The 22,366-nt window shown below is 65.8% G+C and carries 18 protein-coding genes; 8 read left to right on the forward strand and 10 right to left on the reverse strand.

The window, feature by feature from the left end:
* Window positions 1-7 precede the first annotated feature (7 nt).
* From ACZK08_RS11925 to ACZK08_RS11955, 7 genes are all read left to right on the forward strand, one after another.
* A complete protein-coding gene (locus tag ACZK08_RS11925) occupies window positions 8-2,653 on the forward strand; it encodes a type VI secretion system Vgr family protein (protein WP_478452197.1) in 2,646 nt (881 codons plus the stop codon).
* The gene (locus ACZK08_RS11930; RefSeq protein ID WP_478452198.1) at window positions 2,653-2,874 is read left to right on the forward strand and encodes a hypothetical protein; all 222 of its coding nucleotides are present in this window, start codon (window positions 2,653-2,655) and stop codon (window positions 2,872-2,874) included. Before ACZK08_RS11925 ends, ACZK08_RS11930 begins: the two co-directional genes overlap by 1 nt.
* The gene (locus ACZK08_RS11935; RefSeq protein ID WP_053517625.1) at window positions 2,871-3,383 is read left to right on the forward strand and encodes a hypothetical protein; all 513 of its coding nucleotides are present in this window, start codon (window positions 2,871-2,873) and stop codon (window positions 3,381-3,383) included. Before ACZK08_RS11930 ends, ACZK08_RS11935 begins: the two co-directional genes overlap by 4 nt.
* Window positions 3,384-3,394: 11 nt before the next feature.
* The gene (locus ACZK08_RS11940) at window positions 3,395-5,278 is read left to right on the forward strand and encodes a TIGR02594 family protein (RefSeq protein WP_065182755.1); all 1,884 of its coding nucleotides are present in this window, start codon (window positions 3,395-3,397) and stop codon (window positions 5,276-5,278) included.
* 16 nt (window positions 5,279-5,294) lie between these two features.
* Window positions 5,295-5,996 carry a M949_RS01915 family surface polysaccharide biosynthesis protein gene (locus ACZK08_RS11945; protein WP_065175287.1) on the forward strand — a complete coding sequence of 234 codons (702 nt, stop codon included), beginning with the start codon at window positions 5,295-5,297 and terminating at the stop codon, window positions 5,994-5,996.
* Window positions 5,993-6,562, forward strand: a complete 570-nt coding sequence (locus ACZK08_RS11950) for a hypothetical protein (protein ID WP_065182754.1) — start codon at window positions 5,993-5,995, stop codon at window positions 6,560-6,562. The genes ACZK08_RS11945 and ACZK08_RS11950 overlap by 4 nt, the downstream gene beginning before the upstream one ends.
* 224 nt (window positions 6,563-6,786) lie before the next feature.
* Complete coding sequence (locus ACZK08_RS11955; RefSeq protein WP_065182753.1) at window positions 6,787-7,092, forward strand: I78 family peptidase inhibitor; 306 nt, start codon at window positions 6,787-6,789, stop codon at window positions 7,090-7,092.
* A 115-nt stretch (window positions 7,093-7,207) separates the two neighbouring features.
* Here ACZK08_RS11955 and ACZK08_RS11960 read toward each other — a convergent pair whose 3' ends face one another.
* From ACZK08_RS11960 to ACZK08_RS11995, 8 genes are all read right to left on the reverse strand, one after another.
* On the reverse strand, window positions 7,208-8,092 hold the full coding sequence (locus ACZK08_RS11960; protein WP_065182782.1) for a hypothetical protein: 885 nt from the start codon (window positions 8,090-8,092) through the stop codon (window positions 7,208-7,210).
* A gap of 119 nt (window positions 8,093-8,211) precedes the next feature.
* Window positions 8,212-8,820: an SMI1/KNR4 family protein gene (locus tag ACZK08_RS11965; protein WP_065182752.1), complete on the reverse strand. Its 609-nt coding sequence runs from the start codon at window positions 8,818-8,820 to the stop codon at window positions 8,212-8,214.
* An 89-nt stretch (window positions 8,821-8,909) separates the two neighbouring features.
* Window positions 8,910-10,619: a D-lactate dehydrogenase gene (gene dld, locus ACZK08_RS11970; protein WP_065182751.1), complete on the reverse strand. Its 1,710-nt coding sequence runs from the start codon at window positions 10,617-10,619 to the stop codon at window positions 8,910-8,912.
* Window positions 10,616-11,755, reverse strand: a complete 1,140-nt coding sequence (lldD, locus tag ACZK08_RS11975) for an FMN-dependent L-lactate dehydrogenase LldD (protein WP_053517634.1) — start codon at window positions 11,753-11,755, stop codon at window positions 10,616-10,618. Before lldD ends, dld begins: the two co-directional genes overlap by 4 nt.
* A gap of 4 nt (window positions 11,756-11,759) precedes the next feature.
* The gene (lldR, locus tag ACZK08_RS11980; protein ID WP_053517636.1) at window positions 11,760-12,524 is read right to left on the reverse strand and encodes a transcriptional regulator LldR; all 765 of its coding nucleotides are present in this window, start codon (window positions 12,522-12,524) and stop codon (window positions 11,760-11,762) included.
* A gap of 71 nt (window positions 12,525-12,595) precedes the next feature.
* Window positions 12,596-14,254, reverse strand: coding sequence for an L-lactate permease (gene lldP / locus ACZK08_RS11985; RefSeq protein ID WP_065182750.1), 1,659 nt, complete (start codon window positions 14,252-14,254; stop codon window positions 12,596-12,598).
* Between the two features lie 215 nt (window positions 14,255-14,469).
* Window positions 14,470-14,919, reverse strand: a complete 450-nt coding sequence (locus ACZK08_RS11990; protein ID WP_053517640.1) for an MgtC/SapB family protein — start codon at window positions 14,917-14,919, stop codon at window positions 14,470-14,472.
* Between the two features lie 127 nt (window positions 14,920-15,046).
* Entirely contained in the window at window positions 15,047-15,805 is a 759-nt protein-coding gene (locus tag ACZK08_RS11995; protein WP_053517641.1) for an SDR family NAD(P)-dependent oxidoreductase, read from the reverse strand.
* A 172-nt stretch (window positions 15,806-15,977) separates the two neighbouring features.
* On the opposite strand from ACZK08_RS11995, the gene ACZK08_RS12000 reads away from it, so the two are divergent.
* The gene (locus ACZK08_RS12000; RefSeq protein ID WP_065182749.1) at window positions 15,978-17,069 is read left to right on the forward strand and encodes an alkene reductase; all 1,092 of its coding nucleotides are present in this window, start codon (window positions 15,978-15,980) and stop codon (window positions 17,067-17,069) included.
* Window positions 17,070-17,164: 95 nt separating this feature from the next.
* On the opposite strand, the gene ACZK08_RS12005 is transcribed toward ACZK08_RS12000, so the two are convergent.
* Window positions 17,165-19,075, reverse strand: a complete 1,911-nt coding sequence (locus tag ACZK08_RS12005; protein ID WP_065182748.1) for a CocE/NonD family hydrolase — start codon at window positions 19,073-19,075, stop codon at window positions 17,165-17,167.
* 316 nt (window positions 19,076-19,391) lie between these two features.
* Complete coding sequence (locus ACZK08_RS12010; RefSeq protein ID WP_081284440.1) at window positions 19,392-22,187, reverse strand: beta-glucosidase family protein; 2,796 nt, start codon at window positions 22,185-22,187, stop codon at window positions 19,392-19,394.
* Window positions 22,188-22,366 lie beyond the last annotated feature (179 nt).

Consider the following 22,366-nt stretch of genomic DNA (forward strand, 5'->3'; position numbering starts at 1 on the left):
TGACGATATGGACATCTCGCGCTCCACGCTGCTTGCTTCCCTCGCCTCGCTGTCGCATCGGGATCGCCTGATCCAGCTCAAGGGCCCCGACGAGGGCCTTGTGGTCGAGCGGTTTGAAGGCATCGAATCGGTGTGCGGTGACAACCGCCTGCAGATCGACTGCCTGGCCACCGATGCGTTCCTGGAACTGGAACCGTGGCTGGAGCAGCCGCTGACCCTGCAGCTGCGCCAGGCCGATGGCGCGCTGCGGCAGTGGCACGGGCTGTGCACCGAGGCGGCGCAGCTGGGAAGCGACGGCGGGCTGGCCCGCTACCGGCTCACCCTCGAACCCTGGACCGCCCTGCTGCGCCTTCGCCGCAACGCAGTGATTTTCCAGGACCAGGACACCCGCGCGATCTGCGAGCAGATCTTCGCCGACTACCCGCAGGCCGCCTTCCGCTTCGACGTGCAGGCCCAGTTGCCGGCCCGCGCGATCACCACCCAGTACCGCGAAACCGACTGGGCCTTCGTCACCCGCCTGCTGTCCGAGGCCGGCCTGGCCTGGCGCATCGAGCAGGTGCAGGACGGCGACGCCGCCCACACCCTGGTGGTGTTCGAGCCCGGCGCCGAACTGCCCGATGTGGGCCGCGTGCGTTTCCATCGCGCGGACATGGCCGAGAGCAGCGATGGCATCACTGCCTTCGCCGAACGCCAGCAGCTGGTGCCCAACGCCAGTACCGTCGCCAGCTGGCACAGCGAACAGGTCAATGCCGTGGCGGCGCAGTCCAGCGCCGATGCCGGCACCCTGCCCGCGCTGGAGGTCTATGTGCAGCCGCGTGCCGGCCGCTTCGCCCAGCCCGCCTGGGCCGACGCCGAAGCGCAGGCGCGGCTGGACGCACTGCGCGTTGGCCAGGTGCTGTACAGCGGCAGCGGCAGCGAGCGCCAGCTGGCCGCAGGCAGCACGTTCAGCCTGGCCCAGCATCCGCAGCATGAGGGCCAGCGCTTCCAGCTGCTGGCCGTGCAGCATGTCGCCGTCAACAATCTGGATCAGGGCATCGCCGAGCTGCTCGGCAGCACCGATCTGGAGCGCGGTGCCTACCGCAACGCCTTCCTCGCCACCGGCGCCGGTGTGCCGCTGCGAGCCCTGCCGCAGGACCGCCCCACCCTGCATGGCCCGCAGACCGCACGCGTGGTGGGTGTGGCCAATGCGGCCGTCAGCCCGAACCGCGAACACCAGGTGCGCATCCAGTTCGGCTGGCAGCGCGGCAGCCAGCCCAATCCGGGCGGTCTGACCGACACCGGCAGCGCCCAGACCGGCCATGCGCCCGGCGACCAGACCAGCGGCAGCTGGGTGTCGGTGGCCGAATGGGTGGCCGGCCCGAACTGGGGCACGGCCTTCCTGCCGCGCATCGGCAGCGAAGTGCTGGTGGAATTCCTGCACGGTGACATTGACCAGCCGCGCATCACCGGCCAGCTCTACAACGGTGAGGTCGCCCCACCCTTCGGCGGCGGCATCGATGAGAACGCGCGCCATCCCGGCGTACTCAGCGGCCTGCATACCCAGGCCCATGACGGCAGCGGCACCCAGCAATGGGTGATCGATGACACGCCGGGCCAGCTGCGTACGCGCCTGCACAGCTCGCTGGCCGACAGCCGGCTGGAGCTGGGCTACCTGATCGCGCACCAGAACACCGCCCGCGGCGCCCTGCGCGGCGAGGGCTTCGAGCTGGCCACGCAGGGCTGGGGAAACGTGCATGCGGCCGAAGGCCTGCTGCTGTCCGCCAGCGCGCAGGAGCGGGCCGCTTCCACGGTCATGGACAACGCCAGCGTGGTGGCGCAGCTCAAGGGCGCCGAGCGCAGCCTGGAGCAGATGCAGCAGACCCTGGCCCAGCAGCAGGTGCCCGGACTGACCGAGTTCGAGCGCACGAAGCAGCTGCGCGAGCAGATCGATCCGCAGGCACAGGGACGCTACGAAGGCGAGGTCAACGGACAAAGCGCGATGAAGCCGGGCGGCGATGGCCGCAGCCCGGGTGACCAGCCGGTGGAGCGTCTGGCCAAGCCGCTGCTGCTGGCCGAAGCACCGCACCACATTGCCTGGACCACGCCAGCCAGCGCGGTGGCCTACGCCGGGCAGAACCTGCAGATGACGGTGCAGCAGGATCTGCACATCAGCGCAGGCGAGACCATCGCCACGGTGTCCGGTGAGCACGTCTCACTGTTCGCGCAGAGCGGCCCGCTGCGGGTGATCGCCGCCCAGGGCCCGGTCAGCCTGCAGGCCAACGATGGCGAACTGGAGCTGCTGAGCGACCAGGCACTGACCATCACCGCCACCGATGACCGCATCGATGTGCTGGCGCAGAGCAAAGTGGTGCTGCAGGCGGGCAGCAGCGCGATCACCCTGGAAGGCGGCAACATCACGTTCAGCTGCCCGGGCGAGTTCAAGGTGAAGGCGGGCGAGCATCCGTTCATGGGGGGGGAAGTGATGCGCCGTCCATGCCGGTACTTCCCAGTGGGCTGTACTCGTTCAAGGAAAGCCTGCGCTTCGCGCTGGAAGGCGCCGATGTACTGGCCACGGAAATGGGGTGGAAGGACAAGGCCTACCGCATCCTCAACAACGAAGGCGAACAGGTCGCCAGCGGAACCATCGGTGAGGACGGTCGGTTGCCCCGCGTGATGGCCGATGGCCTGGGTCGGCCGCTGACCTTGGAGGTTGGCGATGACACCTGGGAAATGTTGGTGTCGGCGCCGGGCCGCCCACCCGAGAATGACGGCGACACACCCGACAGCGACGGCAGCGACCCCTTCCTCGGGAACCTGGACGCGGCCGATGCGACCGGCGCCCTGACGTCCGAACAGATCCTGGAACTGCTCAACGAACCCCCGTCATCAACATGATCATCCGACACTTCCTGCTGCTGCTCGCATTGTGCATGGGCCCCTCCGCCAATGCGCAGCAGTATTCGACCGGCAGCACTGACATCAAGACCGCTCAAGGTACGTTGCGCGTGAATTCCGGGTATGTCAGTCATTCCAATGCCCACAGTTTCCATGTTTACAGCTTCCAGTACCGTCCGATTGCCAACGAAGCCGTGTGGAACCAGCTTCCGCTGCTCCCACGCAACGATGCGCCGCCGGTGGATTTCCTCGTAAAGGCGACGGCCACGGCTGACTTCCCGCTCCGCGATGCGCGTGTGCGGGTCGAGGCGGGCAAGGTGGTCCTCTACATCGCTGAGTTGTCCTTCAAGGACACGCCATACGACGACGACGCTGCCGTCGAGCTGAAACGCTACCTTCTCAAGCAGCAGCCCGACGAGGAGCGCTGGGTACTGGTGCTCGATTCCACCCGCCGTCTGCCCCAGGGCGTTGATGTCGCACAGGCCCTGAGCACGCTGACGCCCCGATAGGACGACACGGAATGCCTACCTACATCAGCGCGGTTTTCAACAAGGATACGCGCACTGTGGAGTTCACCGCCGACAACGGTGACAAGCTCATCCGCAGTGGCGGCTCGCTGGCTTGGCTGCTCAACAACCCCGGCAACCTGCGTCCAGGCGGAAAGTACGCCAAGATGATCGGCCAGGCCGATACGAAGAGCGGCAAGTTCGCCATTTTTCCTACGGCCGAGGATGGCCGCGCCGAGAAGCGCGCACTGCTGCGCCGCAAGTACAACGACATGACGTTGTACAACGCCATGCATACCTATGCGCCGGAATCGGAAAACGACACAGCGGCCTATCTGGCATACGTGCGCAAGCGATCTGGTGCCACCGACCAGACGGTCATCAAGGACATGACCGATGAGCAGTTCAACGGCATGATCGCTGCGATGGAGCAATATGAGGGCTTCAATGCAAAGCCTGAGACACGCAAGGAACGGATCGTGCACGCCACGCAGGTCACCTTGTCTGACGGCGCCCGACCGATGCCGGCAACGCCCGTGATCGTGCGTAGCAGCAATACGGGCGAGAAGAAGGTCACCACCAATGAGCACGGGGCGCTGCCGACATTCATCACCCGCCAGCCAGGAGAAGTGATAGAGCTCTTCCTTGAGGAATCAGGCAAGATTGGAAGCCGAATCGGCCAGTTTGCGCTTCAGCAGGCCTCAGCGTCCCTGGTATTTGCGCGCAACATGATGACGGTCGGCGGGAATTCGCAACCACACACTCCAACGCAGCCCAGCAAGGAGAAGCGCACACCGCTGCGCTACGTGGTGCAGCCAGGCGACACTCTCGCCTCGATCGCCAGCAGGTTCAAGACCTCAGTTGACGATCTGGTGAGCAACAACCATATCCGCAACCGCAACCGCATCTATCCCGGTCATGTGGTTTGGATCTACGGAAAGGCGCCGGCTGACGCAGCCAACGACGGCGCCCCGGCGACTCCAACAAGGTCACGTCAAGCCAGCTACAGCGTTCGCTCCGGCGACACGCTGAGCCGAATTGCAGACCGCCATCACACCAGCGTCGATGCGCTGATGGCCGCCAATCCGTCGATCAGCAATGCCAATCGAATCAACCCTGGCCAGAAAATCACGCTGCCTGTTGGGGTCGAAGCCGTGCCCCCGTCAGCGGCCGGGTCTTCCCGGCGAGCGGGCAACAGCGGGAATCCGCAAACGTCTGATCGGCCCTCGCTGGTGAAGCCTCCGCCGGAAACACCTGCTGCTGCTGTGCGGCCGCCGGCGTCAGTACAGGCACGGGATACCCGAAGTCGCGAGGGCGAAGGCCACCCAATCGCAATCATTCCGTTTTCGCAGAAGCGCGCACCTTGGGTGGAGCACGCCTATGCACAGGCGCGCAAATGGGCGGGCAAGAAAGAGGCTGAGATCAGCCGCACCATCAACTTCCATTCCGAACTCGGCTACGGGAAGCAGTTCACTACGCTGGCCGGAAGCTCCAACGCTTGGTGCGCATCGTTCGTGAACTGGTGCCTTCGCACGGCCGGATACGCTATATCATCTCCACACCCGTACCGTGCGCGTTCGTTCGCCGCCGACACGACGCGCTTCAGCCAGATCGACGAACCGGTGTTCGGCGCGGTCGCCCTGGTCGGTACGTCGCACGTAGGGTTCGTCTACGCCATGGACCGCGGTCGACCTGTGTTGCTGGGTGGCAACCAGAGCGACCAGATCAATTTTGTCCGCTTCAACCCTGCAACGCTGCGTTACTACGTGCCGAAAAGCTATCTGCCATTCGCGCAGAAGGAACTCAAGGAAACCAAACTCGATGAACTGGCAGCCACGGACCTCAACGCGGCGCTCGGCATTGTCGTGGCCAAAAAGGCTGGCGACAATACGCGCTGATCAGCTGCGACTTGCCGTGCTGGCCGTGCTTGCACTCGGTGCAGTCGGCTGCGGTGCGCCGTCCTCACCGGTTGCAGATGCAGCAGACGATGCCGCAACGAATGCACACGCACTTCCCGGGCAGGTTGAGGCCGTGCCCGCTGGTCGACTGGAGCTGTTGCCCGCCCTGGCAGATGCGGAACTGAAAGACCTCTACTCGGGCACGCTGCTGAAGCAAGTGGTGTTCAATGACATCGACGGGCCGGGCCTGCTGCTGCTTTCGCGCAGCGAGCAGACAGTGCCGGCGCAGGGCGATGAAGAGGCGATGGATCAGATCACGTTACGTGCGGAGCTGTTCCGGCGCGCCGGACAAGCGGCTCCTTGGGCCTCGCGGTGGAGCGTGGAAGATCCGGTTCAATGCGAAGGTCTGGATCTGGAGGCCGGCTACTTCCTGGACCAGGTGACTGCAACGGACCTGGACAAGGATGGCCGCGCCGAGTTGACGCTGGCCAGCCACAGCTTCTGCGGCGGCGGCGTCGATCCGCAGCAGCTGCGCATTGGGCTTCGCCAGGGCGAGCAGTATTACGAAGTACGTGGTGAATCGCTGGTGGAGGTGGAAGGCGATGAACCCTTCGGCGGCGACCGGCAGGACGATCCCGCGCTGGCTTCGGCTGCGCCCGTGCTTCGCGCGCACGTAGACAAGGTGTGGGAGGCGATCAAGCGCGGAAGCTCACCGTGACGTCGTCACGATGCCAGCGCCAGCATCAGGCTCTCCTGCTGCTGGCGCTCTCCGCTGCCGCGGACGTCGCCATCGCGCGCACTCCGCCGCCCGGCTCGCTGCAACGCGCGTGTGCAACCGCCATCGATGACAGGATCGAACTGGTACCGGTGGAGGGGAAACGCGTCAGTGCATGTCCACCGGGGAATGACGAGGACTGCCCATACAGCGGTCAGCAGGGAAAGACCTTCTTGAACGACGCGCCCGATCTCAACAACGACGGGCGCGAGGACGCGATCCTCACCTACTTCGGCAGCAGCTACGGCGATGTCGATGTCGCCGATAAACTGATCCTTGCCCAGTGTGCGGATGGAACCTATATCCGCCTGTTGGAGGGCAGGTTCACGACATTGACGGCCCCTGTCGCGCCGCATGCTGCCTGGCCAGCACTGGACGCGACACGGGACTGCCCGACTGGGCAGAATGACACCATCCGTACCGGGAAGATCCAGCTGCAGTTCGACCCGGCGACGATGCGCTATCGCGGTCCAGCCGGCATTGACCTGATCCAGGCCTGCAGTGAATAGCGACAGATGCGACGCGAAACCGATAGGCCGAATGCCAGGATAATGCTGGGTTGACTCGCAACGTGCAGACGCGCTCCATGCGCTCCGCAGGCGTGAAGGGTCACGGCCAGGACGCGCCAACCTCGTCAGTGCCTGTGCTCCAGAGCCCCTCCTTTGATCCAACGCATGCCGTCGCCACGGGCAGGGTGCTATGGTGGCGCCACCATCTCGCAGGAGCGCCGCTCATGACCCGTTTCCGTTCCGTCGGCCTTGCCCTGGCCGCAGTCGCCACGCCGATGCTGCTCGCCGCCTGTGTCAGTACGCCCGGGCCGGAGGTGAAGGGCACCGGCCGCTGCGACGCCAGCCGGCTTGGCTGGGCAATCGGCCAGCCGGGCAATGAGGAGAACATGCGTCGTCTGTCGCGTGAGAGCGGTGCCGGCCTGGTCAACCCGATCGGCCCGACCACGATCACCACCAAGGATATCCGTCCGGATCGCCTGCGCGTCTACATGGACAAGGACAACATCATCACCGCAGCCCGCTGCGAGTAACCACCGCGCATTCTCTGTAGAGCCGAGCCCACGCTCGGCTGCCACTGAACAGCAGCCGAGCGTGGGCTCGGCTCTACACAGAACGCGCGTCGGGCATGGACCAGCGTGACAGGGCTCAAGGTTCGGTATAACCGGCACAATCCGGCAGTGGCTGGTCGGGGTGAAAACGGCCCTCACTGAAACGGAAAAGACGCGAATAGCTGCACGCGGGATCCTGCTCGGTGCGCAGGTCCTTCGTCTTCAACGGCCCCTTCGCCAGCGAATCCTCGAAACGCGATGCACCTGCGGGGAAGCGGGTCGCCACCGTCTGGTAACGAAGCACCGGCATGCCCTGCACTGCCGGATCCAGCCCCAGCTTTGCCGAGAACCCATACTCATCGTGGCAGGCACCGGCACGCTGCCTGATGTCCTGCTCGCTGAAGCAGGCACGGATCATCGCGTTGCCCACCCACGGCACGGTCAGCACATCATCGTCCACCTGGATGCCATCCTGCAGGTGGCGCACGCGTGCCAGCTGCAGCGTCGATGCGTCTGCACCACCGCCGGAGTACATCATGCTGAAGGTGACCGTGGCGCCTACCAGTACGTTCTGGCGGGCACGCGGCTGCGGGTCAATCACGTCCTCATCCGCGCCGACACCGGGTGCCAGGCGTACGATCCACGGCCACAGCTTCAGTTCGCTTTCCTGCGGCACATCAATGCGGACGTGGTAGCTATTTGGCTTGCCCTGGCCCGGCACCTTCTCAAGCACTTCCAGCACGGTGGGCCGCTTCCCCTCTTCGGCCACCGGTTGCACGCGTACACACCAGTTGCCGTCCTGGGTGCACTCATAAAGTCCTGCCGGGCCTGCCTCCGGGGTGATCAGCACGTGCCCCAGCGGCTCCATCACATTGCCGGCGGCATCGCGCTGCTGTGGCAGGATGGCGTTATGTGCCAGTGCCAGTAGCGGCGTCGCCAACAAAACGACGCACAGAAAGGTGCGAGCAACGGCAATGGGCATCGAGGGCGGCTCCGGCATGAGGAATCTCGATGGTAGCGCAGGGAAACCGGGACGTTCGCCAGTCGCTCCAGTCAACCGGAACCCAACCGACGCACTGCCCGGCATAACGGCGCTTCCGACTACGCCCCGCCAGCAGTCCGGAGAATGGCCGGAGGAGCGAAGCCGTCATCAGTTGGCGACTCGAGATTCTCACCATCCCAGCGGGCGTGCCTGATCCACGCCACGGCCTTTTCAGCGAACTCAGCGAACGTGGAAGCAAGAAGGTACTTGGTGTCTTCATCCGCACCAAAGGCAATCATTTGGCCTTCAGCACCGCCGATGTCGGGGTCGAAATCCAATCCCATATGATTGCCACCACCATCGTGGGTCAACGGTATCCAGCGTGCGTTGGTGTACATTGGCTTCACCACCCCACCAGGGCTCGATGCCATGAATTCGGCACAGTGCTCGTTCATGCCGTCGGCCTCGATTTCACGCCAACCTTGCCATTTCCGCAAAATCTCCGTCGCCGAGAGCATCTGACTCCCAAACAGAAACCCGGCCCCATCCTGCCCGTCGTGAATCTTCAGAAGCTGCCTCAGCAGATCTGGCAGGGGGACTCCAAGCTGAGCTTCCAATTCAACCAGTTCGCCTTCAGAGGCTCCCGACCGTAGCTGTACTTCATTCAGACAGCCCTTCTCGAAAAGCGACGCTTTGATGGAAGTCCATATCTGATCTGCGCTCTGCATTGATCCTGTATCCGTCTCAGCCAGGATTTCAGCCTAGTACCAGCCCGATCACTGAGGAATGCAAGAAATCCGAATTCTCAGCGGGTACGTCACGGATGCCCATCGCAGTCGCAGCCACCCCAGCCCTTGGCCTTCGAAGTCTGCCCGATGCCCGGGTTGAAGGTGTTGCTCGGGTCCAACTGTCGGTAGAACCCAGCCAGCGCCGGCTTGGCCGGGTACAGGTGACCGACGTTGTGCTCGGCCGGATACTCGGCCCCGCGCCGGTCGAGCAGTGCCCACATCGCGTGCTCGATCGCCATCGGATCTTCGCCCTTGCGTGCAATGTAGTCCTGGTGGAACACGTGGCACAGGAAGTGGCCGTAGTACAGTTTGTGCAGCAGGCGACTTTCGATGGCGGCGGGCAGCTGCTCGAACCAGTCTGCGTCGTCGCGACGCAATGCGATGTCGAGCGCGACGATGTCCTGCACCTGTTGGCGATGCACCTCGCGATAGCGCACGGCAGCACCGGCCACGGCAAAACGATGCAGGAAGGCCTTGCGCCCTTCTTCGGCCGTGCAGTGGAAATAGCCGCCTTCGTGCTCGGCGAAGAATTGCTGCAACCAGGCCTCGGTCTCGGCTGCATCCTGTGCGGAGACCTTCAGCAGCAGATGATGCTCGTAACGCTGCCGGAACTCGCCCATGCGCTGGGGCAGGTGCGAGGGCAACAGGCCGGTCAGCACCTGCATTACCCGGTCGGTCACGCCGCGCAGGCCCAACCGCTCGAACCAGCCGTCAACCCTGCTCTTCAGTGCGAATGCCGCGGGCACCCGTGCGGTCCCGAGCCGGTCGATCAGCAGGAATGTGTCCTTTCCATAGCGCTCGCCGATATCGTAGGCGTCTCGGTGGATGTACTCACCGGCGATCGGCAGGCGATCGAAGCCGGTCAGCAGTTGGCGGCGGATGGCAGTGAAACTCCCGGTACGGTTGCTGCCGATGTAGAAGACCTCGGCGGGCTCCTTCTCAAACGTATCCAGGCGCACCGCGAACACCGCCAGTTTGCCGGCTGAACCCGCCGCTTCGTAGTGACGACTGGGATCGGCATTGAAGCGCGCCGGGGTATCGGCATCGACCCTGCGCACTTCGTCGGCGTAGCGCGGGTCGGACGCGGAACGGCCGTCGCCGTCGCTGACATCGGCGGCATCGTAGTCACCGGCCTGCAAGCGCTGCAGGATCTGCTCGGGCGTATCGCCCAGCGCGATGCCCAGGTGGTTGACCAGCTGCAACCGGCCCTGCGCATCAACCCGCGCATATAGCGCCAGCTCGGTATAGGCGGGGCCACGCCGCACCAGCGCACCGCCGGAGTTGTTGCAGATGCCGCCCAGCACCGAGGCGCCGATGCAGGACGAGCCGATCACCGAATGCGGCTCGCGCCCCAGCGGCGCCAGCGTCTGCTCCAGCCGGTCCAGGGTGGCGCCCGGCAGACACACCACCTGGCGGCCCTCGTTCAACAACTGGATGCCGGTCAAGCGCAGGGTGCTGACCAGCACGACCGGGCGCCCATAATCATTGCCATCCGGGGTCGAGCCGCCGGTCAGGCCGGTATTGGCGGCCTGCAGGATGATCGCTGCCCCACCCTGCACAGCCGTCTGCAGCACACGCCACAATTCCAGCAACGTGCCCGGACGCACCACGGCCAGCACCGCGCCGTCGCCGAAGCGATAGCCCCGGCGGAAGCGGCGGGTCGCCTTGTCGCGGGTCAGCACATGGCGGCTGCCGACAGCAGCACGCAGCTGCGACAGCATGGCCCCGTGGCCAGTCATGGCAGCCGCACCAGTGAATCTCGGCCGATGTCGGTAATGCGGTGTGCGCCGGTCAGCGTCATTGCCACGCGCATCTCCCTGGCGATCAGGTCCAGCAGGTTGGCCACGCCGGCCTCACCCTGCGCCGCGAGCGCATAGACGAAGGCCCGCCCCAGCAGCACGGTGTCAGCGCCCAGCGCCAGCATGCGCACCACGTCCAGTCCGGTGCGGATGCCGGAATCGGCGAGGATCTTCAGGTCGCCCTGTACCGCGTCAGCGATGGCCGGCAGCGCGCGTGCGGTGGACAGCACACCATCGAGCTGGCGCCCCCCGTGATTGGAGACCACGATGCCGTCGGCACCGAATGCAACCGCGTCGCGTGCGTCTTCCGGGTCGAGGATGCCCTTGATCACCATCGGTCCCTTCCAGAACTCGCGGATCCACTCCAGGTCCTTCCACGAAATGGATGGATCGAAGTTGCTGCCCAGCCAGCCGATATAGTCCTCCAGCCCGGTGGGGTTGCCGCGATAGGTGGAGATGTTGCCGAGATCGTGCGGACGTCCGAACAGACCCACGTCCCAGGCCCAGCGCGGATGGGTGATGGCCTGGCCGATGCGGCGCAGCGGAGCATTCGGACCGCTCATGCCGGAGTGCGCGTCTCGATAGCGCGCACCCGGTACCGGCATGTCCACGGTGAACACCAGCGTCGTAACGCCCGCCGCCTGGGCGCGCTCCAGGGCGTTGCGCATGAAGCCGCGATCGCGCAGCACGTACAGCTGGAACCACATCGACCGCTGGATCGCCGGGGCCACTTCCTCGATCGGGCACACCGACACGGTGGACAGGGTGAACGGAATGCCGCGGCTGTCAGCTGCCCGCGCCGCCTGCACTTCACCGCGGCGTGCATACATGCCGGTGAGGCCGACCGGCGCCAGTGCCACCGGCATCGCAAGCGTCTCGCCGAACAGCTCGGTCTCCAGGCTCAGGTCGGACATGTTGCGCAGGATGCGCTGGCGCAGTGCGATGTCGGACAGATCCGAAACGTTGCGCTTCAGCGTGTGCTCGGCATAGGCGCCGCCATCGATGTAGTGGAACAGGAACGGCGGCAGCCGGCGTTTGGCTGCGGCGCGGTAATCGGTGGAGGCGGAGATGATCATGGGGTCAACCGTGTGGGGAAGGCAGGCGCGAGGCCCGCGCGCGCCGGGCTTCGTTGTCGTCGAGCGTGCGCAGCGTGGTGTGCACGAACTCGAGGTGGGCATGCGCGGCGGCGCGCGCGCGCTCCGGATCACCGGCCAGCACCGCATCCATCATCTCGCGGTGCTGGTCGGACAACGGCGAGAAGGTCCTCGCCGAGGTATAGAGTTTCTCGCGGCTCTGCGAGATGTTGGTCTGCAGCAGATCGAACAGGCCACGCATCACCTGCAGCAGCACCAGGTTGTGCGACGCTTCGGCGATGGACAGGTGGAAGGCCGCATCGGCCTCCGCCTCGCCTGAAGGATCATCCTTGCCATGCGCATCCATCATGGTCTGGAAGGCCTGGGCGATGCGCGCCCGATCCTCATCGGTGGCACGCAGCGCTGCATGCCAGGCCGTCGCTCCTTCCAGCGCGTGACGGATCTCCAGCACGTCGAAGCGGTATTCCGGGTCGCCCTGGAACAACGGCAGGTACGGAGCCAGGGGTTCATCCAGCGCCTGCCGCGCGCGCGTGGCCGGCTCCGCCACGTAGGTGCCGCCGCCCACGCGTGCGCTCAGCAGGCCCTGGCTGGACAACTGCGCGATGGCCTCGCGCAGCGCCGTGCGCGAGACACCCAGCTGCACAGCCAGCGCGCGCTCGGCCGGAAGCCGGTCACCCGGCTGCAGCTGCCGCTCCTGCACCAGACCACGCAGCTGCGCGGCCACCTTGTCTGAAATCCGTTGCGTGCTCATGGCGCCATTGTGGCCCGAAGCGCCTGGCAGGTGCGGCCCATGCTGCGCGGATAGGTCGTCGGCTGCATGGCTCAGGGAATCATCCAGGTCAGCCAGTACGCCTGCGCGGTGGTGATCAGGCCGACCATCACGGTGAAGATCAGACTGTGCTTGACAGTGAAGCGGAACAGGTCCGATTCCTTGCCGGCCAGGCCGACCGCGGCGCAGGCGATGGCAATCGACTGCGGCGAGATCATCTTGCCGGTGACACCGCCGGTGGTGTTGGCCGCCACCAGCAGCACCTCGGACACGCCGATCTGCTGCGCAGTGGTGGCCTGCAAGGCCGAAAACAGCGCGTTGGAGGACGTGTCCGAGCCGGTCAGGAACACGCCCAGCCAGCCCAGGAACGGCGAGAAGAAGGTGAATGCCTTGCCGGTGTGGGCCAGCGCCAGCGCCAGCGTGGCCGACAGGCCCGAATAGTTGGCGATGAAGGCGAAGGCCAGCACCATGCCGATCGAGTAGATCGGTGTGCGCAGCTCGCGCACGGTCTCGCCGAAGGTCTGCAGCGCCGCCTTGGCCGGCATGCGCAGGGCGATGATGGCAATCACTGCGGCGAGGATGATCGACGTGCCGGTGGCCGAGAACGCGTCGAATTTATAGACCGCCTCGTAGCTCAACGGCGCAGGCACGATCGGTGGCATCTTCTGCACCATCTGGTCCAGGCCCGGCACCGGGATCTTCAGCACCCAGCTTTCCAGCGGGCCACCCGCCGCGAACAGCGACTTGAACGGCTTGATGCTCCACAGCGTGACCATCGCGGTAAGGATCAGGAACGGCGACCAGGCCTTGGCGATCTGGCCAACGCTGTAGCGCGGCGCTTCCAGCGCCTGGGCGGCCGCCTCGGCGCTGGTTTCGGTATCGAAGCGGAAGATCCGTACCGGCTTCCAGCGGCGCAGGAACAGGGTCAGGCACACCAGCGACGCCAGCGACGCCGTGATGTCCGGAAGCTCCGGCCCGATGAAGTTGGAGGTCAGGTACTGGGCAATGGCGAACGACCCGCCGGCCACCAGCACCGCCGGCCAGGTTTCCCTGACGCCACGCCAGCCATCCATGATTGCCATGATCCAGAACAGCACGATGATGGTCAGGAACGGCAGCTGGCGACCGGCCATCTGGCCGATCTCGAAGGCCTCCAGCCCGGTGACCTGTCCGGCCACGATGATCGGAATGCCCATCGCACCGAATGCCACCGGCGCGGTATTGACGATCAGGCACAGGCCCGCTGCATACAGCGGCTTGAAGCCCAGCCCGACCAGCAGCGCTGCGGTGATCGCCACCGGCGCGCCAAACCCCGCCGCGCCTTCCAGGAAGGCACCGAAGGCGAAGCCGACCATCAGCATCTGCAGGCGCTGGTCTTCGGTCACCGACAGGATCGAAGCGCGGATGATGTCGAACTGCCCGGTCTTGACCGAGACCTTGTACAGGAACACCGCGCCGATGATGATCCAGGCGATCGGCCACAGCCCGTAGACGAAACCAAAGCCGGCCGCTCCCAACGCCTGGGTCAGCGGCATGCGGTAGAACAGCAGGGCCACGGCCAGTGCGATGGCCACGGTGATCGTGCCGGCCAGCCAGCCTTTCATGCGCAGCACGGCCAGGGCAACGAAGAAGAACGCGATCGGCAGCAACGCGATCAGGCTGGACAACCACAGGTTGCCGGCGGGGTCGTACAGGTGTTGCCAGGGCTGCATGGAGGCTCTCGACGGGGGGCGGAATGTTTCCCCACCGCATGCGATGGGACGCCGTGGTCACGATTATTGGTATTACCAATAATCAGATTCATCGGACCACTTGAAGCCGATTGAACCGCCATTTCGACGAAGAGCCTATTAGACCATAGAGTTACCGGACATATTGGTATTACCAATAAAGCGCCACATGACAGAAGCTCGAAGGTGCTGCCCCGCTAGAGCCTGTCCGCCAACCGTCGCATCACCGCCAGCACCAGCAGGCACAGCACGCTCACACCAAGGGCAATGACGTACTTGCCGATGCCCACCGCAATCCCGATGGCGGCGGCCATCACCAGCGAACTGGCCGTGGTCAGCCCGCTGACCTGGTCCTCGCGGCTGCCACGCAGGATGGTGCCTGCGGCAACGAAGCCGACGCAGGCCACCACCGCTTCGATCAGGCGCACCGGGTCGACCTGCAGCAGGTCGCGGTAGCGCTCCTGCTGGAAATGCTCGGCCACGGAATCGCCGAGCCCCACGATGAGCGCTGCGGCGCCGGCAATCATCATGTGCGTGCGCAGGCCCGCCGCATGCTTGCCCATCTCGCGCTCGATACCGAGCACGCCACCGAACAGCATCGCGGCGGCCACGCGCAGCAGGATCGATACATCCTGGTTGAGTTCCATCGACGTCTCCGGGAGTTTCCCGGAGCGTTGCGCGTCAGCCGTCGGATCGCGGTGAAGGCCGCACCACGGCCCGTTCACCCGGTAGCGCCGGGCCATGCCCGGCACCACCGTCCCTGCGGTCACCGCATCACTGCGCCAGATAACCGCCATCGATCGCGTAATAGGTGCCGGTCGCGAACGAGGCATCATCGCTGGCCAGCCAGGCCACCAGCGCCGCCACTTCCTCGGCCTTGCCCAGGCGCTTCAACGCGTGGCGGTCTTCCAGCGTGGCGCGCACCTTCGGATCCATCTTCTCCAGCAGCGGCGTGGCGATGAAGCCCGGCCCCACCGCATTGACACGGATGCCATCGGCGGCATGCTCCCACGCTGCAGTCTGCGTCAGGCCGACCACACCATGCTTGGCTGCCACGTACGCGGTCGAACCGGCATAGCCCACCTGGCCCAGGATCGAGGCCATGTTGATGATGCTCCCGCCCTTCCCGGCCGCGCGCATGGCCTGGATCTGCGCACGCTGGCACAGGAATACACTGGTCAGATTCACATCGACCACCCGCTTCCAGCCATCGACGGGATAGTCGCCGCTGCTCGCCGCCGGACCGCTGATGCCGGCGTTGTTGACCGCGACGTGCACCCCGCCCAGCTCCTTCACTGTGCGCTGCACCGCCGCTTCCACGGCAGCCTCATCCGTGACATCCAAGGCGATGCCGATGGCGCGGCTGCCACGCCGGGCCAGCGCTTCCACGGTGGCATCCACCGCGTCCTGCTTCAGGTCCCACACTGACACCGCAGCACCGGACGCTGCCAGCAGTTCGGCCACGGCCAGGCCGATGCCGGAAACGCCACCGGTCACGATCGCCGTCTTGCCGCCGAGCTGATAGTCGATCATCTGTGTTCTCCATCTATCGGGAATCGATGTGGACACGCGTCCACCCGCGACCCACGGTACGCCCCGCCGTGTTACGGCCGCGCCACTTCCAGGCGCTGCAACGAACCTTCCCATCGCTGCAACGCGTTCGACCGTATGCTCGACCTCACCCTCCCCTGCTGTGGAAACTCCAATGAATCCCGCTGACGCCCTGCTGTTCACGCCCACTCACCTGGGTGACATCGCTGCCGCGAACCGCATCGCCATGGCACCGCTGACGCGCAACCGCGCCCTGCCCGACCGCGTCCCTTCTCCGCTGGCGATCACCTATTACCGCCAACGTGCCAGTGCCGGCCTGATCATTGCAGAAGCCACCCAGATCAGCCCTCTGGGCCAGGGCTACCTTGATACGCCGGGTATCTACAGCGCCGAGCAGGTCGCTGCGTGGAAATCCATCACCGACGCGGTACACGCCGAAGGTGGCCGCATCGTGCTGCAGCTGTGGCATGTGGGTCGCATCTCCCACACCAGCCTGCTGCCGGAAGGCGAAGTGCCGGTGGCACCCAGCGCCCTCCGCGCCAACGGCAAGACCTTCACCGCCAATGGATTCGAGGATGTCTCCGCGCCGCGCGCATTGGCGCTGGAGGAGATCCCGCAACTCATCGAGGATTACCGCGTCGCCGCGCGCAATGCCATTGCCGCAGGCTTCGATGGCGTCGAGGTACATGCAGCCAACGGCTACCTGATCGACCAGTTCCTGCGCGATGGCAGCAACCATCGGGACGATGCCTACGGTGGAAGCATCGAGAACCGTACGCGGCTGCTGTTCGAGGTGGTCAGCGCGGTCGCCGAAGCAATCGGCGCCGGCCGCACCGGCGTGCGCCTGTCACCGGTCACCCCGGTCAATGATGCCCATGACAGCAACCCGCAACCGCTGTTCAACCGTGCAGTGGAGCGCCTGGACACGATCGACGGACTGGCCTTCATCCATGTCATCGAAGGTGCAACCGGCGGCGATCGGGACAACATCCCGTTCGACTACCCTGCGCTGCGCGCACGCTTCCGTGGCGCCTGGATCGCCAACAACGGATACGACGTTGAGCGTGCCGGACAGGCCATTGCCAGCGGCTATGCCGACATGATCGCGTTTGGTCGGCCCTTCATCGCCAACCCGGATCTGGTCGCGCGACTGCGCAGCGGTGCGCCGTTGGCCGAGCTCGACCCGGCCACGTTGTATGGCGGTGGCGAACACGGCTACATCGACTACCCGGCACTGGATGCCTGACGACAGGTGCATGCCCGGTCCACCGCGACCAGGCATGGCCCGACGTTGCCCATGTAAGGTGGCGCCGGGCCAGGCCCGGCGTTGCCCGCCCCGTTTCAGTACACCGGCAGATCGATGTAGCTGGCCTGCGCCGCGCTGTGCCAGACCCGCTGCGTGGCCTTCTGGTAGTCGCCCGGCTTGGCCAGGTAGATGTTCGGCACATAGGTCTGCGGGTTGCGGTCATACAGCGGGAACAGACTCGACTGCACCTGCACCATGACCCGGTGCCCCTTCTGGAAGGTGTGGTTGGCGTTGGGCAGGTCGAAGCGGTAGGGCAGCACCTGGTTCGCCGCCAGCGGCTTCGGATCGCTGAAGCTTTCGCGGTAGCGGCCACGGAAGATCGCCAGTGACACCGGCAGCTCATAGCCGCCCATCTCCGGCGCCGAGGCCTCCTGGTCCGGATACACATCGATCAGCTTCACCACCCAGTCGCTATCGGTGCCGCTGGTGGACGCCTGCAGGTGCACTACCGGCGCGCCGCCGATGCGCAGTGGCGCGGCCAGCGGTTCGGTGATGAAGGTCAGCACGTCAGGTCGGCCATCGACGAAGCGCTGATCCTTGACCAGCCAGGTCGTCCACATGTCGCGGTCACCGAAGCGCACCGGGCGCGGTACGAACGGCACCGGCTTGGCCGGGTCGGACACGTATTCCTCGAAGTCGCCCTCGCCCGCCGCCGGCGCCTGGAACGCCAGCTTGCCGCCGGCACGCAGATAAAGCGGTTTGCTGCTGGCGGCGCACCCCTGGTCGCAGCTGCGCGGCCAGCCCTTCAGGCGATCCCAGTGGTTTTCACCGGTGTTGTAGATCAGCACCGGCGGTGTGTCCGCCTTCGGCGCGCCGTCCACCAGGTACTGGTCGAAGAACGGCTTGAGCACATCGCGGCGGAACTGCAGCGCGGTATCGCCGTCGAACTTCAGCGCGCCCAGTTCGCTGGCGCTGTAGTTCACCTGGCTGTGCCGCCATGGCCCCATCACCAGATAGTTGCGGTCGTTGCCGCTATCGCGCCCTTCCATCGCCTGGTAGGCGTGGTTGGCACCCCACATGTCCTCCTGGTCCCACAGGCCCTGCAACCACAGGGTCGGCACCTTCAACGGCGTCTTGGCCATCACCGCATCCAGCGCCTGGCCCTGCCAGAAGGCGTCATACGCCGGGTGCTCGACCAGCTTCTTCCACCAGGTCAGCTGGTCCACGCCGGTGAAACGGGCGTAGTCGCCAGCCGAACCGATGCGCAGGAACGTGCTGTAGTCGTCATAGCCCAGGCTCGGCAGCGGCGTGCCCTTGCCGCGCTTCTCGGTCTGCATCGCGAAGTAGTTGAAGTTGACCTGGCGGAAGGCACCGTAGTTGAGCCAGTCGTCGCCCATCCAGCCATCGACCATCGGGCTCTGTGGCGCCGCCACCTTCAACGCCGGATGCGGATCGGTCAACGCCATCACCACGGTGAAACCTTCATAGGACGAGCCCAGCATGCCGACCTTGCCGTTGCTCTCGGGCACGTGCTTCACCAGCCAGTCGATGGTGTCCCAGGCGTCGGTGGAGTGATCCACCTTGGTGTTGTTCAACGGCCCGCGCAGCGGCCGGGTCATCACGTAATCGCCTTCGGAGCCGTACTTGCCACGGATGTCCTGGAATACGCGGATGTAACCGCTGTCGACGAACACCTCGTCGCCCTGTGGCAGCAGGTCGCGCATGCGCGGCGAGTCACTGCGGTTGGCGCGGCCGGCAGCATCGTAGGGCGTGCGGGTCAGCAGGATCGGCGCGTTACGGGCGCCCTTGGGTACCACGATCACCGTATACAGCCTGGTGCCATCACGCATCGGCACCATCACCACGCGCTTGTCGTAGTCGCGCCCCACATCCGGGGCAACGAAAGGCTTGCCGCTGATGTCCGGGGTCATCGGCGGAGTATCGGCAGCCAGCACGCTGCTGGACAGGCAAAGGGCGATGGCTATTGCAACGGCACGCACACGCATGGACAACCCCTTCCGGCGGGAAAGTTCCAAGCCTACTCCTGCCCTGCCCTGTGAAGGGTGTGACGGCTTTGCATTCTGCGGCGGATGCGGGCAGGACTGATGGCACATGTGCCTATGCTGCCGCTGCGCTCGCCGGGCATGGCCCGGTGCTACCGCATTCCTCTGCCCATCGTTGCGCCGCCGGGCATGGCCTGGCGCTACCGCTCGTGCGGGTCATGGGGTAGCGCCGGGCCATGCCCGGCGAGCGCAGCGGCAGGCCGCAAACAGACACGGCCCCTTGCGGGGCCGTGTCTGCAAGCGTGAGTACCACGCGGTGTCAGCGCAGCACCTGCTCCACCAGCTGCACGTCCACCGTCTGCAGCGGTTCGGCGGCATTGCGCGACAGCTGCACCTGGTAGGTGCCACCTTCAATCTTCCACTGGCGGGCCTGCGCATCGTAGTGGGCCAGGGTCTTCGGCTCGGCTTCGATACGGATGCGGCGCTGCTCACCCGGCTGCAACTGCACCTTGTCGTAGCCGATCAGCCGGATCGGCGTGCTGCTGCCCGCCGGCAGCTTCAGGTACAGCTGGGCCACATCGGCACCGGCGCGCTTGCCGGTGTTGCGGATGTCCACGCTGGCGACCAGGCGCGAACCTTCCACGCTCACCTTCAGGTTGTCGTAGGCAAAGGAGGTGTAGGACAGGCCATGGCCGAAGGCGAAGGTCGGAGTCAGGCCCTTGGCGGCCATCCACTTGTAGCCGACGTTGGCGCCTTCGATATCGAAATCGAACACATCACCGAACGGTTTGGCCGGCTTGAAGCCCAGGCCATCGATATGCGGGCGCGGCAGCTGCGACTCGTCCGTCACCCAGGTCACCGGCAGGCGGCCGGACGGATTGGCCTGGCCGGTCAGCAGTGCGGCGATGCCCTCGCCACCGCGGATGCCGGGATACCAGGCCTGCAGCATCGCCGGCACCTGCGCCAGCCACGGCGTGCGCACCGGGCCGTTGGTTTCCAGCACCAGCACGGTCTTCGGGTTGGCCTTGGCCACCGCCGAAATCAGCGCATCCTGATTGTCCGGCAGCTGCATGTCCGGCAGATCCACCGATTCGGCGGCCCACTGCGTGGCGAACACGATGGCGACATCCGCCTGTGCGGCGGCCTTGGCTGCAGCCGCGGCATTGTTGCCGTCCACATACGCGATGGTGGCGTCCGGGCGCGCTGCACGCAGCGCCTCCAGCGGCGAGGACGGATGGAACATCACCGGGCCCGGCCAGGTGGTCGGCATCACGCCCGGCACCGCGTTGGTGCCCTTGGCGGTCACGCCCACCATCGACGAACCGCCACCACCGATCACGCCCTTGTCGGCATGGCCGCCGATGATGACGATGCGCTTCACGCTGTCGGCCAGCGGCAACAGGTTGCCTTCATTGCGCAGCAGCACGCTGCCCTCTTCCACCGTGCGCTGTGCCACGGAAAAGCCGGCCTCGGCATCAACCTTCTGGTGCTGCGGCGGGTTGTCGAAGTTGCCGTGCAGGAACATCGTGCGCAGGATGCGCGCCACCATGTCGTTCAGGCGCGCCTGCGGCACCACGCCGCCGTGCACGGCCAGGCGCAGCGGCTCGTCGAAGAACACCGCCGCGTCGAACACTTCACCGGCCGACTGCTGGTCCAGGCCGGCCAGCGCCGCCTTCGAGCCACTGTGCACGCCACCCCAGTCGGACATCACGAAACCAGGGAACTTCCATTCCTGCTTCAGCACCTGGTTCATCAGGTAGCCGTTCTCGCAGCCGTAGGTGCCGTTGATCTTGTTGTACGAGCACATCGCCACGCCCGGGCGGCCGGTCTCCAGCGCGATCTCGAAGGCCAGCAGGTCGGACTCGTGCATGGCCTGTTCGCCGATGCGTACGTCATGGAAGTTGCGGCGGGTCTCCATGTCGTTCAGCGCGAAGTGCTTCATCGAGGAGATCACGTGCTGGCTCTGCACGCCCTGGATCAACGCGCCGACCATCGAGCCTGCCAGCAGCGGATCTTCGCCGGCGTACTCGAAGTTGCGGCCGTTGCGCGGATCGCGCTGCAGGTTGACGCTGCCGGAAAGCAGGATGTTGAAACGCTGCTGCCAGGCCTCGCGGCCCATCGTCGCGCCGCCTGCGAAAGCCACTTCGCGGTTCCAGCTCGATGCGGTGGACGGGCCGGAGGGCATGGCGGTGGCGAAGTCGCCGGGCCGGATGCCGCCGGGGTTGGTCACACCGACGCCGGCGTCGGCCGACTGCTGCGAGGGAATGCCCAGGCGCGGCACGCCCGGCACGAAACCGGCCGAACCGACCGCGCCGTCCGGCAGCGGGCCGCCGTCCTTGCCCAGCCCGAAGTAGCTGTGCAACATCTGGAATTTCTCATCCTCGGTCATCGCCTTCAGCAGCAGCGCAGCGCGGGCGTCGGCGTTGAGGGTGGTGTCCATCCACGGCGCATCGCCCCCCTTGTCGGCGGCATAGGCCAGGGTCAGCAGGGTCGCGCGCAGGGCGCTGCCCTCAACCTTGAACGGCGCACTGCTGGCGGCCTGGAAGCCATCGCTGAAGTAGCTGGCATCGGCTTCCAGGGCCACCCGCGCCGGATCGAAACCGGCAGCCTTGGCGGAATCGCCAGCAACAGCGCCGAGCAGCACCGCCGGCGCACCCAGCCGCGAACGCGACACCAGGGCCGGCAACTGCAGGGCACCCGCGCCGGCATCGGTGTAGACCGCAACGGTGTGGCGACCGTCATCCAGGCGCAGGTAGTTCAGCCCCGGCTGGTCCGGGCCGGATTCCGCCGCGATCGGCAACCGGGTCAGCACGGCCTGACCGCGCTGGGTCCGGCCATCGTCCTTCCCGGCGGCGATGAAGCGGTATTCGTAGCCCAGGCCATCAGCCAGCAGCTGCAGCGGATCGACCTGGTCGATGCTGCGCTGCACCTGCCGCACACTCACGGCATCCACCTGCAGGGATCCAAGCTGGGTGGCCAGGGCCGGCATCGCTTCGGCCGGCGGCGCCTGCTCCAGGGTCAACACGGTGAACGCGGCGGGATCGGCCCACGCCGGCGCGATGACGGCGGCGGACACGGCGAGGGACAGGGCAAGCGGCTTTGTAAACGTTTTCATCGACGGGCGTAATTCCGTTGCCAAGGCAATCGGTCCAGGGAAAATGCCGCCGAAGGGTGCAGCGTTCATGCCGTACAGGCGTTGCCGGGCAACACCTCAGGCCGGAGGGCGGACCGGTCTGCGCGCGGGACCCTCCTCCCGGCGTGACAACCTGCCTGCCCGGGCCACGCACGTGGCCC

Source organism: Stenotrophomonas sp. 112478_Sma, from assembly GCF_056479905.1.